Genomic DNA, 16,327 nt, shown 5'->3' on the forward strand with positions numbered 1-16,327 from the left:
ACGTTGGAACGCCAGGGTTCATCGTATTGCGCTTCTTCGTATACCTCATACTTACTGGTAGCATAGGTGAAATTCGCCCTGGCCGATGTCCAGAAATCCTTTGTCCAGTTTTGCTGGTATTCCAGGCTTATGTCTGTTCCTTTTCCGGATGCTTCTCCTAAATTGGCTTTAACCGTCGCGGACAACCCCATAGTAGTAGGTATATAGGCACGATCCATCAATATATTACTACGAGATTCCGTAAAATATTCAGCAATCACCGTCAGTTTATCCCACATTCCCAATTCTACCGCAAAATTTTGTTTTGTAGATTTTTCCCAGGTAATATTATTATTGGCATATCTACTTATCGTCATCCCATTTTTTCGTGTGGTAAAATCAGATCCGAATGTGGCTGCTTTGCCTCCATCGTTCATATTCATCTCCGATAAGTAGAAGAAACGATCGGCAGCAGTGCCGATCTGGTCATTACCTACCAAACCATATGAATAACGTAATTTCAGGTTGGATACTACCGGTTTGATAGATTGCCAGAAATCCTCATTAGATACATTCCACGCAAGACCGGCGGATGGGAAAAAACCGAAACGTTGACTGGTATGGAATCGTTCGGAACCGTTATAACCGAAGTTGAATTCGGCAAAATAACGGCTATCGTATGAATAAGTGACACGTCCTGACAATCCCAGGTTACGGGCAGGTAAAGATTGTTGTAAAGAACCGGTTTGGGCATTCAATGTCTGTCTTGCCATAAATACCACTAATCCGCTCACACTATGTTTTTCACTGAAAGTACGGGTATAGTTGGCCATCCCTTCAAAATAAAAGGTAGAATTAATCACCCGATCATTAGGATTTTCACTATATCCCAGGTATTCCGTTCCTTTCCCTTCATTGGTTTGAGTCAGCGTATATTTTCCTGTAGCATAATCATAACTGGTGATATCATAATAATAAGGGTTATAATAACGACTTACGGAAAACTGTGCCAGACGGGAAATATTCAACATACCTCTGACAGAAAGTCCTTCTGTCAAAAAATCAAGTTCTTGTTTAAGTTCCATTTGTGCAAGTAATTGGGAACGAGACCTGTCCTTATACCCCTTAACCATTTCCGCATAAGGGTTCGTATACCTGTCGGGATCTGGATTTCCGAACATGATATGTCCGACATGTGAATATTCAGGTGTCACAGGATAATAGGCAGGAAACATGACGGGATTAGTGTGCATGATCTGGTAATAAGTCTCTGTTCCTCCATTTATAGGACCACTGTAGTCGTCAAAAGCACCGCTTAAACGAACTGCCAGTTCTGTGGTTTTTGTGAGGTCGATATTCACATTGGCACGCATGGTGTATGTCTTGTTATCTATATTGCTATTGAAGTTGTTTCTTTTGTCTACTTTCAATATACCATTGTCTTTGCTGAACGAGGCTGCAACATAATAACGGGCAACTCCCCCTCCACCTGAAACGCTCAGATTAGCCCGTTGGTTCATACTGTAATCTTTCAGTAGCATATTCATCCAGTCATTGGCCGGATAACGTAACGGGTTGAGACCAAGAGCCGTACTTTCTATTTTTTCTTCAGCATAAGGCAGTTCTCCTAACGGATCACGGGTCAATACCGCTTCATTGCTTAATCTCATAAATGTAACAGGGTCTGCTAATTTAACATTTCTTGTTGGCATCGACAGTGAATTTTCAACCCGTAAAGATATTTTTGCCGGCCCGACACTACCTTGCTTGGTGGTTACCAAAATAACCCCATTGGCCCCACGTGCACCGTATAAGGCGGTGGCTGTAGCATCTTTCATTACAGAAAAACTGGCAATATCATCGGGCTGTAAACGGGCCAAATCCGTCGTGGTCAATTCTATACCGTCAATCAGAATCAAGGGATTAGTATTAGTCCCGAAAGTAGTGATTCCGCGAACAAAGAAATCGGCATTGTCCTGTCCCGGTTCGCCGCTTCGCTGGTAGGCGATAATTCCAGCCATATTCCCGGCTAAAGCAGTAGTAAGGTTACTTGAAGGTACTTTCAGTTCGGCCGGATTAATGGTGCTGACAGACCCGATCACGCTTTCCTTTTTCTGCTTTCCGAAAGCCACGACTACTACTTCTTCTATTTCAGAAAATTCTTCCTGTAAAACTACAGCTATAATACGCCTGTTACCCACCGTAGTTTCCATCATTTGATAACCCATAAAACTAAATTGTAGAACAGATGTATCACTGGGTACTGTGATGGAAAATTCACCATTCCCGTCTGTATTGGTACCTACTGTCGATCCGCGAATGATCACATTTACCCCGGGTAATAGATCCCCGGATTCATCAGAAACGGTACCGGTGATCCTGATTCCTTGTTGTAATCTGGCGACATTTGTTCGTTCTTCTTTGTACAGGAGGACCTGTTTTTCATGCATACGGTAATTGATACCTTTATCTTCTAATACCTGATCCAATATATCAGTAATGGATGTATTCTGAAACTCTCCGTTTACTTTTTGTTGTACATCTATCTGGGTATCATTGTAGAAAAACATCACTTCACTTTGGGATTCGATGGCTTTTAATAATTCCTTGATAGATATATCCTGTATCCGTATGCTTATCTTTTTATTGTGTGCCTGACCGGATGCAGAAAGTTGCATTAAAGTAACAAAAAGGAACAGTACACTGATTTTCATAATTCGTAAAATTCTAAAACAATCCTCAAAAGTTTTTTTAGCTCTAATTTTTTTCATATATTTGATTTTTGTTATTTGCCCTTTTTCCTTATTGCATGGAGGGGCATTTACTATAAATATTATTGCAGGAGAGCGGTGAGTGCTGGAACCACTTGTCGCTCTTTCTCATTAAATTAATGATTCATTTCACTATTTCATAGGCATTTTATCGATTTTAAAGGTTAATTTTAATTGTTTGATCCATATATTTTAAAACTATTGTTACCGGTTTTCCTGAATTTTATTGGCGCTGCGCTTTGCATCAGTTGTATGATCGTTTCCCAGCTTTCGTCACTTATAGTTAATGTCAGCCGGTAATATTTCCCTAAGTTTTCCGGGCAGCTGACTTTTTTCCCATACCAACGTTCCAATTGTTTAATAATATCACCCAATTCAACATTATCAAAATATAAACGGCCGGTGATCCATTGGCAATGCTGTAAAGCGTTTATTTTCCTTATGTTGGTAGAGTGTTTGGTTTCATCAAATGTCAGGCTTTCATCAGGAGATAATTCAAATAAACGGCCGGAACTATCTTTATTGATATTAACTGCTACTTTTCCATCCACCAGTACTGTTTCTGTCATTGTGTCTTCAGAGTAATCGCTCACTACAAATTGTGTCCCCAGTACATGCACCTGTAACTTTTCGGTAGTGACGGTGAATGGTTGCTTTTTATTCTGTTTCACATCAAAATAAGCTTCACCGCTCAGCCGGACCTGCCGGGTTCCCGTTAAAAATTCTTCAGGATACTCGATACGGCTGCCGGCATTGAGCCAAACGATCGATGAATCGGGTAAAATGACCTGTCGTCGTTCTTCGTATGATGTTTCGGCAATTATGAATTTTAGCTGTGATGTACTATCTTTTCCCATTTGATAGCGATAATATCCTAAACCGGCCAGGAGAATAATACACGCAGCAGCAGATATCCTGATCATCATTGTCCGTACTTTGCCTTTACGTGGATTTGGATATATCCTGGCAGTTATCTTTTTCCAGACCTTTTGTTGTTCAAAATCACCAATGTCTTCCTTCTGGTCGTTCCACTGCTGCTCCATGCGATTCACCACCGGTTCCTGATCCAGAAACTTTTGTTCTTCCTCATATGGCATTTTTCCGGAAAGAAAACGAATAATTGTATTTTTCGACAAAAATGATTTCATCATATTTTTAGTACATGAAATGAATTACATGTATAAAGTATACACATAAAAATGATTGATCCCTTAGAAAAAAAATAAAAAAAATGTAATCCCCCTGATTAAATATTTCCGGATGGTTTTTAAAACCTGGTAAATATGCGCTTCAACCGTTTTTTCAGAAATATTCAATTGAGCTGATATTTCTTTGTAGGTCAACATCTGTTTCCGGCTTAACATAAAAACTTCCTGTTGTTTCGGAGGCAGTTTATTAACTATTTCATCAATATATCGAGAAAGGTCCTGAGTAGATATTTCATCTTCAAGTAGTTGATTTTCATTTTCTTCGAAACTGGCCAAAACAAAAGTTTGGAAATATGACTCATTGACTTTTTTCCTGTGTTGATTGAAAATCAAGTTTCGTGTAATAGTAAAAAGGTAATTATCAAAATTCATTTCAGGATTGATGGATTCCCTTGCTTCCCAAAGACGAATGAATACCTCCTGTACAATTTCTTCGGCATCTTCATGATGCTTCATATATCGTTTGGCAAAACGGTATACTTTTTTAGAATGATGTACATAGATATCTTCGAAAGCTTTCTTGTCTCCCTCCTTAAACTGCTCCAACAAAGCCGATGATATTCCCATTTATAAAGAAAAAGCCTTTATTACATTTGTAGAATATAGGATGCACCTCGGCAAAGTTTACGAACAAGTTCGACACTCTGCCCTCGGTTTTCACTATATTTGTAGAATATAGGATGCGGTTCGACAACCTTCAGGAACAAGTTCACACGATTGCATTCTCCTTTCACTATATTTATAGAATATAGGATGCGGTTCGGCAATCTTTAGAAAGCAAGCTTTCTACAATTGCTCTCACCTTTCGCTATATTTTGTAAAAATAAAAATTAAATTGCTAATTATCAATTTTTGGATTTAAAGTCGGTTACATTTGATCTGTTCATGCAATTAACCGGATAATTGAAGTTATTGTTCTGTTGTGAAACTTTTTAAAATCAGAACCGTAATATGTAAAGTAAAAACAGGTAAACAGATAAAAGTAGATTTCCTATATTTGCATCAAATTTATTGAAACAATCCATATGTCAAAAGTAGCATTAATCACCGGTGTCACCGGCCAGGACGGCGCATATTTATCAGAATTTTTAGTAAAAAAAGGTTACACCATTCATGGTATAAAAAGACGGTCTTCTTTGTTTAATACGGAAAGGATCGACCATTTGTACCAGGACCCTCATATCGAAAACCGTAATTTAATCCTCCATTACGGAGATTTAACCGATAGTATGAATCTTACCCGCATTATCGGAGATATCAAGCCGGATGAGATTTATAATCTGGCTGCTATGAGTCATGTTAAAGTGAGTTTCGATACTCCTGAATATACGGCCAATGCTGACGGTATCGGAACTTTAAGGATTTTGGAAGCGGTTCGTTTGTTGAATCTCACCAATAAAACACGAATTTACCAGGCATCGACATCCGAATTGTACGGATTGGTTCAGGAAATTCCACAGAAAGAAACGACTCCTTTTTATCCGAGAAGTCCTTATGCTGTGGCCAAGCTTTATGCCTACTGGATCACTGTCAATTATAGGGAAGCATATGGGATGCATGCCAGTAATGGTATTTTATTCAATCATGAATCACCTCTGAGGGGAGAAACTTTTGTTACCCGGAAAATCACAAGGGCTGTATCCCGCATTGTATTGGGTCTTCAGGAAAAAGTATTTATGGGGAATTTATCCAGCAAGAGGGATTGGGGACATGCCAAAGACTATATTAAAGCCATGTACCTGATTTTGCAACAGGATAAGCCCGATGATTATGTCATCTCAACAGGAGTGACAACATCTATCAGGGATTTTATTATCATGGCTTTCCGGGAAGTCGGTGTGGATGTCGAATTTAAAAATGAAGGAATCGACGAATATGGATTTATATCAGGAATTGATTCCGATACTTTTAAAGAAAAAGTGGGGGCGCCTTATTTAGATAACTTTCAAAAACGGGTAGGTAGTACGGTAGTCAAGATCGACCCTTCTTATTTCAGACCTACTGAGGTGGATATCCTTGTGGGAGATAATACAAAAGCCCGGGAGAAACTGGGTTGGGAACCTAAATACGATCTCGAACATTTGTGCAGCGATATGATAACATCGGATCTGAACCTGATGAGAAAAGAGAATTATTTGAAAGAAGGAGGCTATAAAATTTTGAACTACTTTGAATGATAGACAGAAGAGCTAAAATATATATTGCCGGACACAAAGGACTGGTGGGTTCGGCTATTCTAAAAAATCTGGAGGCGAAGGGATTTTCAAATTTCGTGCTTAGGACCAAAGAGGAACTGGACTTAACGGACCAGAATGCTGTTGCAGATTTTTTTTCTTCAGAAAAACCTGAATATGTAATACTTGCAGCGGCTAAAGTAGGGGGGATTGTTGCCAATAATACCTATAGGGCACAATTCATATATGAAAACCTGATGATTCAAAACCATATTATTCATCAATCCTATTTAAACCAGGTGAAGAAACTGGTTTTTCTGGGCAGTACGTGTATTTATCCCAGGGAAGCAGTGCAGCCGATCGAAGAAACAGAATTATTAACAGGCCCGCTGGAGTATACTAATGAACCTTATGCCATAGCGAAAATAGCCGGGATAAAGATGTGTGAAAGCTATAATATTCAATATGGTACGAATTTTATCTCCATCATGCCCACCAATCTGTATGGGCCAAATGATAATTTTAACCTGGAAACATCCCATGTGCTTCCTGCCATATTGAGAAAAATATATTTGGGAAGATGTATTGAAAAAGGGGATTGGGATGCTGTTTTCCTCGATTTGCAAAAGCGTCCTATTGAACAGGTGGATCATCTTTCCGACAAAGAATCCATATTAAAAATACTTGAAAAATATGGTATTGCTCAGAAAGATGGTAAGGTCCGGATCGAAATGTGGGGGTCAGGTAACCCCAAAAGAGAATTCCTCTGGAGTGAAGAAATGGCAGATGCGACCACTTTTATCATGGAAAAAGTAAGTTTTTCGGATGTAGTTGCCGGCATTAACCCTAAGGAAATACGTAATACACATATTAATATAGGTACAGGGGAGGAGATATCTATTAAAGATCTGGCATTCCTGGTAAAGAAAGAGATCGGTTTCGAGGGTGAATTGTGGTTCAATACCCAAAAACCGGATGGTACCATGAGAAAACTAACCGATGTGAAAAAGTTGCATTCCCTTGGATGGAAACATAAAATACAAATCGAAGAAGGGGTAAAACGTTTGTTCAATTGGTATGTAAATGAATAACCTCATTTCCTGAAGAAGAGGAGGGGTTACTGGTTCCATTCGGGAGATGATATTCCCAGCAGATGGCGGACAAAAAAGTCCCGTCGTTTCCGTTCTCCGTAACTTCCTCCCATCGTATGTCCTTCCCCGGGCAACATCACAAATTCAAATTCCTTATTGTGCTTGATCAGTTCATCTACTACCTGTAATGTGCTGGACGGATCTACATTATTGTCCAATTCTCCCAGTATCAACATTAGTTTTCCTTTCAGTAAATGGGCATTCACTACATTAGACGATTCTTCATATTCTTTTCCAATAGGATATCCCATCCATTGTTCATTCCACCATATCTTGTCCATTCTGTTGTCATGGCATCCACATGATGCCACAGCAACCTTATAAAAATCAGGATGGAACAATAATGCTCCCATAGCGCTTTGACCGCCGGCAGAACTGCCAAAGATACCGACACGGTCAAGATCCATTTCAGGATATTTGCCGGCTGCTGCTTTCATCCATGCTATGCGATCCGGAAATCCGGCGTCTTTCAGGTTTTGCCAGCAGACATCATGGAATGCCTTTGAACGGTTAGCCGTTCCCATTCCGTCAATCATTACTCCTATAAATCCAAGTTCTGCCAGTTGGCTGGGCCAGTAGTTCATGGCAAATGATTTTGGAACATGGGAATCATGCGGTCCGGCATAAATATATTCTATTACAGGGTATTTTTTACTGGGATCAAAATCCGAAGGACGAATGATGACTCCCCAGATATCCGTTTTTCCGTCCCTTCCTTTGGCAGAAAATACTTCGGGCATCTGCCAGCCTTTCTTTACCGCTTCAGAAATATCCGGTTGCTGTTCGGGTTTTACTATTATTGTCCCGTCTATAGCAGAGCGTAGAACAATAGTTGGAGGAAGATCAACACGTGAAAATTGATCCACCATGCACGAATAATCCGAAGAAAAAGTTACCTGATGGTTGGCATTTTCAGGAGTCAAAGGAATGATTTTTCCATGATCCATATTCATCGAATAGTACTTTTCCAGATAGGGATCTTCTCCTTTATCTTTTCCGCATGCTTTAAATATCAGCGTTCGTTTTTTTTCATCAACACGTATGACGGATTTAACGACCCATTCCCCTTTAGTCAGTTGTTTTTTTACCTTTCCCGCTGCAACATCATACAGGTACAAATGACGCCAGCCATCTCTTTCAGATATCCAGAGCAGTTCTTTTTCATCTTCCAGCCAGTGTTGGTACAACCTTCCGTATTGAATAAAAGTAGGACTTTCCTCCCTGACTACCGTATGTAATTTACCGGTATTCACATATCCGGCATATACGATATATTGCTGATGTCCGCGCCGGTTAAAATTGAACCTGAAGAATTCGCTGCTTTTATTCCATTGAATGCCGCTCAAATCGTACTGTTTTTCCACTTCAGGTATAGCAAATTCAATACGCTTTTCTTCATCCAATATGAACAATACAGGGCGTCTTATAGGTAAAGCATCTCCTGGCTTCGGATAATCATATTCCAGCGTTTTCGGCTGGAGCTGATCTTTGGGAGAGGAAGATACCAGTGTTATTTTTCGATGATTAACAGGGCGGTATTTACAACAGACGATCTTTCGGGAATCCGGTGACCAATAGATGTTTGAAGAGTAATATTCAAATTCGGATCCGTCATGACTGACTTTTTTGTTTGTTTTTGTTGCCAGATCTGTTACCCAGAGGTTTCCTTCCGAAATGTAGGCTTCTTTTTTTCCATCAGGTGACTTTACCCGGTCTTTTCTGTTTTCTTTAAAGATTCCTCCCCAGTATCTGTTTTGATGTGGATCCTGCTTTTTTCCTTTCTTAATGACATAATCATCCAAACTACAAGTATAGTTTTGATGGTCAATAATAAAGGAAATAGAGTCCCTGGTGGGGACATATTGTATGAGCCTGAAAGGTAACCGGAACGGATCGATATTCTTTCCTGTTAATTGGGTTAGGGATAGAGCCAGTTTTTGTTGGTCAAAGGCAGGAGATACTTCTTTTTTATCTCCATCAATGACAAAGAATTCGGTGCCTTTGGGTGTAGGCGTTGCATACCAGAAACAATGGGTATTGTTAATAGTCTGGATATCTGATATCCCATAATAATATTTTGCGGCATAATCATTCCGGAAAGAATCAGCTTTTTTATAAAGACTATCTATTCCCTGGCCATAAGTAAAAGCAGAGAGAAATAAAAAGAAAATAGATATTCGTATCATTTAAGTAATATAAAACAATTAATGTTATATTTTATGAATGTAATCCATTTGATCAATGTGACTTAAGAAAATAATAAATAGCACTGAGTGCTTAATATCACTTAAGATGTAATTATTTTTTTACATTTTAAAGATAGTTATTTTCGGAATTACTAAAAATTATTGTATGTAGTTATTAGAAAATAAAAAAGACATTCTTCCGAATGTCTTTTTTAGGAATCAAACTAATAATTATCTTTCCATATGATGTCCGTCACAGAATGGTTTGTTTCTCGATTTTCCGCAACGGCACAAAGTAACACGATTACGAACAGGATAAGGTTTTCCGTTGGCATCGGTGATTTCAATTCCACCCTTTACCCAAAGTGGTCCATGTATTTGGGCAGCCACATCCTCAATGACATTTATTTCCTGTGGCAGTTTAGGCTCTATTTTTTTTCCGTTTTTTTCAACTGCTGTCAAACGACCGCTGGGGCAATTTTCACATTGGTAAACAGCAATTTCTTTTCCTTCAGTGGATTCCGAATTGACCACCAGGTCCCAGGTTCCACCGCTTGTATCACAAAAACGCGCTGCGGCGCATAATTCCCTGGCATCCATCAGGTCCAACTGTTTTCCTTCAATATAGTCTGCCATATCATCATATTTCTTGTGACTGGCTGTTTCTGTTCCGTTAAAGCCTTTTAGATGAGATCCGTCACAATAAGGCTTGTGACTACTGTGGCCACAACGACACAAATGGTAGGGTTCATCCTGGGGAACGTATTTTTCTGTTTTCTCATAACGCAAAGAATTTCCTCTTGTATCGGGAACATATTGCGCACGACTCAATGGTACATTTCCTGATACCTCATAGGGACCATCCTTTAAGATCTTGATTTTTTTTTGATTTTCTGTAGCCATAACTGTTTTATTTTGATTAATGATCACAAATATAATTTGTGGATATATGATCGTTTCCTACATCATTGATTGATGCAAAACCAAAGGTACAAAATATAAATGAGTTTTTATATATATTCTTCGAAAAATATTACCTTTGACCAGTATCCTTATCCGGCGATCAAGATGTGTCTTCACTCGGAATGAAACGTTTACAGGATGGGTTATTTGTAACATTTTTATCAAATCAACGTATTTTCAATAATAAAAGAACATAAAATACGTTATAGTAATTTATATGTAAAACTATTTTATTTTTGCAGTTTAGTATTCATTACATTGTATGAAATTATCCAATATAAGTATTGTTGCACTTTATTATTTATTCACTACGTTCCCTTTATTTGGACAACAAGAGGTGAAATTAAATGAGATCAATAGTGTGCGGACAGCTGTTCCCTTTTTGACCATAGCTCCCGATTCTCGTTCTTCGGCCATGGGAGACGTGGGAGTAGCCACTACTCCGGATGTCAATTCACAACACTGGAATCCTGCCAAATTTGTTTTTATGGAAAAAGGGGGAGGAGTAGCTCTTTCTTATTCTCCCTGGTTGAGGAATCTCGTAGACGATATGAATTTGTTATATCTGACAGGTTATAAGCGGATTGATAAATTCCAGACGCTTTCAGCATCTCTGCGTTACTTTGATATGGGAAATATCACTTTTCGTGATGATAACGCAAATTATTTGAAAGAGGGACGCCCCAATGAGTTTGCCATAGATCTTGCCTATTCCCGTAGGTTTTCCGATAAGTTAAGCGCAGCGTTGGCTTTCCGTTATATACGTTCTGACATATCTTCCGGCATACCTCAGGCTGCAGGTGCCAAAGCGAAGGCAGGTAATTCATTTGCTGCGGATGTTTCCATGTATTATCATTCCAAAATGGAAATTGCCGGGAAAAAGGGAGAATGGGCGGTAGGAGCCAATATTTCAAATATCGGGAGCAAAATGTCTTATACCAATGAACAGGAAAAAACCTTTATCCCTATCAATTTAAGGATTGGTGGATCCGCAGGTATTTATTTTGATGACTACAATAAAATAACATTGGCCATCGACCTGAATAAGTTATTGGTACCTACTCCTCCCATCAGAAGCAACTCGGGAAGTAACGAGATTCTGGAGGGAAAAGATCCGAATGTAGGGATCGTACAAGGAATGTTCCAATCGTTCTATGATGCTCCGGGTGGTTTTTCCGAGGAAATGAAGGAGATTACCTATGGTTTCGGATTGGAGTATTTTTATCGTAATGTATTTGCCGTACGTGCCGGGTATATGTATGAACATCCCACAAAAGGAAATCGTAAGTATTTTTCTATGGGAGTGGGCCTAGTGATGAACGTATTTGAAGTGGATTTTTCTTACCTGATACCCACATATAGCGGTAATCCTTTAGCCAATACTCTTCGCTTCTCATTGGTTTTTAACTTTGGGCAAAAAGCAACATCTTAATGCTCTTGTTTCCGGAAATATAATGACAAATTTAAGGATCGGCTTCGGATTTGATGTCCATCAGCTTGTCGACGGACACCCTTTTGTTTTAGGCGGTATTCGCATACCCCACCATAAGGGAACTGTCGGCCATTCGGATGCGGATGTGTTGATCCATGCCATTTGCGATGCATTATTGGGTGCTGCTAATATGGGAGATATAGGTTTGCATTTTCCCGATACGGATCCGTCATTGAAAGGGGTGGACAGTAAATTATTGCTAAAGAATACGGTCCGGATGCTATCTGAAAAAAAATATCAGATTGTTAATATTGATACTACAGTATGTTTGCAAATGCCTAAAATCCGGCCGTACATACCTCAAATGACGGAAACTTTATCACAGGTGATGCATCTGCCTGCTGATGTGATCTCGATCAAGGCTACCACAACAGAAAAACTGGGATTTACAGGACGTGAAGAAGGAGTTGCTGCATATGCTTCGGTATTGATCAGCAAAGAATAACCTATAATTTTTTTACGATCAGGGAAGAATTGGTTCCTCCGAATCCGAACGAATTGGATAAAAAGGTATCGAATTTTGTCTCTATGGTTTTGACCGGTATTTTTAAACGGGCTGATTCCTCATCGGGCGTTTCAAAATTAATGTTCGGTGCAATAAAATCATTTTGCATCATTAATGTGGAATAAATGATCTCACTGGCTCCGGCCATCCACATTTCATGTCCGGTCATTGATTTTGTAGATGCTACCCATGCTGTATGATCTCCAAAAACATCGGCTATGGCTTTTGCTTCATTCCTGTCACCGATAAGGGTCGAAGTGGCGTGGGCATTAACATATGTGATATCAGAGGCTTGTATGCGGGCTTCTTTGATTGCTTTTTTCAGGGAACAGGCTGGTCCGGAAACATTGGGTGTGGACAGGTGTTCTCCATTGGATGAAAAACCATATCCAATGATTTCAGCAATAATGGGCGCCCCCCGTTTGATGGCTGATTCATAGCTCTCTACGATTACAGTAGCCGCGCCGCCACTTGGTACCAACCCATCCCTATGGATATCAAAAGGACGGGATGCTTTCTGAGGATCATCTTCTCTTCCGGAAAATGCATCCAAGGCATCGAAAGCGCTCACAGAATATAGATTTACTTCCTGGGCTCCTCCACATATAATACAGTCCTGTACGCCCCATTTTATCAATAAATAAGCCAGTCCTATCGCATGGGAACTGCTTGCGCAAGCGCCTGATATCGTTAGATTGATACCTTGTACCTTGAAAATCACCGATAGATTCATACTCACGGTGGAATTGAGCGATTGAAAAACGACTCCTGAACCGGCCATCGCCGTGTCTTTCTTTTCTCGGATGATTTCATGAGAACGGATGATCGGTTCTACACTGCTGTCGTTTCCGTATAACATACCTACCTCATGTTTCATGCAGTATTCTTCGTTCAAGCGGGCGTTCTTCATCGCCTCGAGTGTTGCTATATAAGCATATTCAGCCTGTTCGGAGAGGCTTAAACGGGCACGCCGGTCCAGTTCCCCTTTTAATTCAGGCCGTTCGAGCATACCTGTTAGTCCGGAATGATAACCGTATTCTTTACGGAGAGGGTCAAACCCGATCCCGGATTTACCCTGATATAAGGATTTTGTTACTTCTTCAATATTTTTACCTATGGTAGAATATATCCCCATGCCGGTAATGACGACTCTTTTTTCTGACATGTATGCTAAAAAATAAGAAGGTATATTGCTTCAGCATTGTGTCCTCCAATACAATGCTTTTCAATTTGATACAAAAATACGAAAACCGGACTAAATCACAATAATAAATATGGCCGGTAGTCCCTGATTAATTATAGATATTTGTAGACAGCTTTGATTTTATTGGGATGTAGAATAAGGAAAATAATTCATTTTTTGCCGGAAAAAGACCAGTTGATCAACGGTAAGGATCTTTTCTGATTTATGTTCCAAAGTCCGAATTGAAAGCCCTTCAGCTTTTTACTGGTGTTTACCAGTCCCATTTGTATCCCGTTGCATTTATCGGCATGATTGGCTATCGGAGCAATAGTAATTCCGTTCATGATATATTGTTTGTTCATGACCGCTGATATACTGATCCCATTAACTTTAGACTGGGCGCTCATAGTGGCATTAATGTCCAGCCCGTTGATCACAGATGGTTCCATATTGATAGATCCAACCTGTATTCCGTTAATTTTTTTGAATTTACTGATATCTAAAATATCCGGATCAACATCTCCCATATGATGAGTTGCCGGATCAAAAACAGCATGTACCAGTGTAATAACCGGGGCAAATAGCCCGATGGGGTTCAGGTTGATTTCAGCGCCATATATACTGGGATATTGAACGCCAATACCTTCGTTTGGCCAGAAATTGAACATGATACCATACACCTGCTTGGTTTCTGAAGGACTTACCCATATAAGATACCTTTTATCAACCGATTGAGCAGATATGACCGGAATAGTTACCAGAAGAAGTAATAGAAGGAATTTTGGGTATGGTATTCTCATTGATTTGGGTTCAACATGCAAAGATAATTTTTAGATCGATCATAAATACGTTCTGTTTTCACGGTATTTATCGAAATATGTACGTATTTTTATGAGTTAGTTATTTTTCATTTTGCAAAAAAACGAACAGATATTAAAATAAGAGATGATGGCCAAATATATATTGATGGGGTGTTTTTCACTTATCCGGATTGTTTTATTTGTTTTTTTATTATTGTGGAATTATTCTCTGTATGGACAGGCCAATAATTCTCAGAAGTTTAAAGTTGAATTCTCTCATAAAGGTCCATTGATATGGAATGTAGCGGATAATATGAATATGTGGGATTATTCACAAACCTGGCATACGGAGATAGAGAAGGAAGCAAATGATTATTTTACCCGTCACCTTCCTTTTGTTCGCTATATTCAGTTGATGACAGCGGCCGGAGGGAATGAACAGCGGGATCTTTTCGTGTCGCCTCTTGATACTACCATAAAAGATGATTATTATTTCTTTCCGTTAACCAGGGCATGTGGAAATATACTGAGACAAGGACTGATTCCCCATATTAAACTGGGAAATGTTCCATTGAAATATACCAAAAAACCGGAGATCAGTTCGAAATTCGGAGTAAATAAATGTCCACCATATGATTATACATTGTGGCATGCTTATATCAAAGCAATGACACAGTCATTGGTGGATACATTTGGAATCGAAAGTGTCCGGACCTGGCGTTTTGGAGTGATCACGGAATATGAAAACAAAGATTGGTTTTCTGTGGAAAATGATCCGGAAAAAACGAGGGATGCCTATTTTTACCTGTATGATTATACAGTTGATGCCCTGGAACAGATATTGGGCAAGCAAGTGTGCGTGGGAGCGCACAGTATGACCGTTTCGGATGGATTATGGGATGAAAGGGAACTGGTCTCGCATTGTGCAAGGGGGAAGAACCGGTGTACGGGAAAAACAGGTACCCGCCTTTGTTTTCTTGCCGCATCTTATTATGATATACGTCCGGGAGTAGCTGCAAAGCGCACGTTACCTGAGACGATAAATATATTGAGGACATCGGCCATAAAAGAAGGATTAGACCATTTATTCTATGGAATCGATGAAGGACGTATCTTATCTGGTACTGACGGCAAACCGATTGGCCCACGGGCCGTAGGATTTACATGGCAGGCAGCTTATGATGCCCGTATGTATCACACCATGCTGGATGAAAATATCGATTATTTTAGTCATTGGGATTATACTACTAATGGTGTGTGCTCAGGAATTCCTTCAGTCTCGGCACAGACCGCAGGGCTGTTTTACCGGATGGCAGGTTCGATCCGCCTTCCGGTTGAGAATCCCGTGGTAGGGGCTTCATATGAAGAGAAGACTGGTGCCATCGCTGCATTTAATAAGGAACAGGATAGACTATACCTTCTGTTTTATGCCTATTCGGATTCGCTTTCCCGGAAGGGGACAAGGGATATCGAATGCGAGGTATCCGGACTCGTCACAAAATCACGTAAAGTCAAAAGTATCCGGACACTTGTTAGTGATGATTCTAATTTCTTCGATGAGTGGGTGGCCGATTGGGAAAAGATAGGATTAACGGAAAAGGATTTCGGATGGTCATCCAGTAGTTTTGTGATCAAACCACCGACATTGTCTGGCACTTCTCATCTGACAGCCTTCCGTGATAAACAGTCTTTTTATCAGTCATGCGCTATGCTGCAACCTGTTGATGGGATACTGGCGCTGGAAAACGGTTCTTTGAAAATCCGCACTACTATTCCTATTCATGGCGTATTGTTGTATGAGATTCATCTTTATTGATTATTGATTATTGATTATTGATTATTGATTATTGATTATTGATTATTGATTATTGATTATTGATTATTGATTATTGATTATTGATTATTGATTATTGAT

Annotated in this window: 12 protein-coding genes; 5 read left to right on the plus strand and 7 right to left on the minus strand. The window is 39.6% G+C overall.

Features of this window, described 5'->3' with window-relative positions; genetic code table 11:
* From LBQ60_17510 to LBQ60_17520, 3 genes are all read right to left on the minus strand, one after another.
* A partial coding sequence (locus LBQ60_17510; GenBank protein ID MDR2039721.1) for a TonB-dependent receptor occupies positions 1–2,693 on the minus strand: 2,693 nt, incomplete at its 3' end.
* 227 nt (positions 2,694–2,920) lie between these two features.
* Positions 2,921–3,901, minus strand: coding sequence for a FecR domain-containing protein (locus tag LBQ60_17515; protein ID MDR2039722.1), 981 nt, complete (start codon positions 3,899–3,901; stop codon positions 2,921–2,923).
* Positions 3,902–3,961: 60 nt separating this feature from the next.
* Positions 3,962–4,525: an RNA polymerase sigma-70 factor gene (locus tag LBQ60_17520; protein ID MDR2039723.1), complete on the minus strand. Its 564-nt coding sequence runs from the start codon at positions 4,523–4,525 to the stop codon at positions 3,962–3,964.
* A 458-nt stretch (positions 4,526–4,983) separates the two neighbouring features.
* Between LBQ60_17520 and gmd the strand changes: the two genes are divergently transcribed.
* Both gmd and LBQ60_17530 read left to right on the plus strand, forming a co-directional pair.
* Positions 4,984–6,135: a GDP-mannose 4,6-dehydratase gene (gene gmd, locus LBQ60_17525; protein ID MDR2039724.1), complete on the plus strand. Its 1,152-nt coding sequence runs from the start codon at positions 4,984–4,986 to the stop codon at positions 6,133–6,135.
* Complete coding sequence (locus tag LBQ60_17530; GenBank protein ID MDR2039725.1) at positions 6,132–7,223, plus strand: GDP-L-fucose synthase; 1,092 nt, start codon at positions 6,132–6,134, stop codon at positions 7,221–7,223. The genes gmd and LBQ60_17530 overlap by 4 nt, the downstream gene beginning before the upstream one ends.
* Before the next feature lie 26 nt (positions 7,224–7,249).
* On the opposite strand, the gene LBQ60_17535 is transcribed toward LBQ60_17530, so the two are convergent.
* Entirely contained in the window at positions 7,250–9,469 is a 2,220-nt protein-coding gene (locus LBQ60_17535) for a S9 family peptidase (protein ID MDR2039726.1), read from the minus strand.
* A gap of 231 nt (positions 9,470–9,700) precedes the next feature.
* Positions 9,701–10,372, minus strand: coding sequence for a CDGSH iron-sulfur domain-containing protein (locus LBQ60_17540; protein ID MDR2039727.1), 672 nt, complete (start codon positions 10,370–10,372; stop codon positions 9,701–9,703).
* 322 nt (positions 10,373–10,694) lie between these two features.
* Here LBQ60_17540 and porV point away from each other — a divergent pair, with 322 nt between their 5' ends.
* Positions 10,695–11,864: a type IX secretion system outer membrane channel protein PorV gene (porV, locus tag LBQ60_17545; protein ID MDR2039728.1), complete on the plus strand. Its 1,170-nt coding sequence runs from the start codon at positions 10,695–10,697 to the stop codon at positions 11,862–11,864.
* 22 nt (positions 11,865–11,886) lie between these two features.
* On the plus strand, positions 11,887–12,369 hold the full coding sequence (gene ispF, locus LBQ60_17550; GenBank protein MDR2039729.1) for a 2-C-methyl-D-erythritol 2,4-cyclodiphosphate synthase: 483 nt from the start codon (positions 11,887–11,889) through the stop codon (positions 12,367–12,369).
* A gap of 1 nt (position 12,370) precedes the next feature.
* Here ispF and LBQ60_17555 read toward each other — a convergent pair whose 3' ends face one another.
* Together LBQ60_17555 and LBQ60_17560 are read right to left on the minus strand one after the other, a co-directional pair.
* Complete coding sequence (locus LBQ60_17555; GenBank protein ID MDR2039730.1) at positions 12,371–13,594, minus strand: beta-ketoacyl-[acyl-carrier-protein] synthase family protein; 1,224 nt, start codon at positions 13,592–13,594, stop codon at positions 12,371–12,373.
* A 188-nt stretch (positions 13,595–13,782) separates the two neighbouring features.
* Positions 13,783–14,412 carry a hypothetical protein gene (locus tag LBQ60_17560; protein ID MDR2039731.1) on the minus strand — a complete coding sequence of 210 codons (630 nt, stop codon included), beginning with the start codon at positions 14,410–14,412 and terminating at the stop codon, positions 13,783–13,785.
* Positions 14,413–14,560: 148 nt separating this feature from the next.
* Between LBQ60_17560 and LBQ60_17565 the strand changes: the two genes are divergently transcribed.
* Positions 14,561–16,228 (plus strand): hypothetical protein, encoded by a 1,668-nt coding sequence (locus LBQ60_17565; protein ID MDR2039732.1) that lies wholly within the window; start codon positions 14,561–14,563, stop codon positions 16,226–16,228.
* The last annotated feature ends 99 nt before the right edge of the window (positions 16,229–16,327 follow it).

Source organism: Bacteroidales bacterium (assembly GCA_031275285.1).
Taxonomy (GTDB): Bacteria; Bacteroidota; Bacteroidia; order Bacteroidales; family UBA4181; genus JAIRLS01.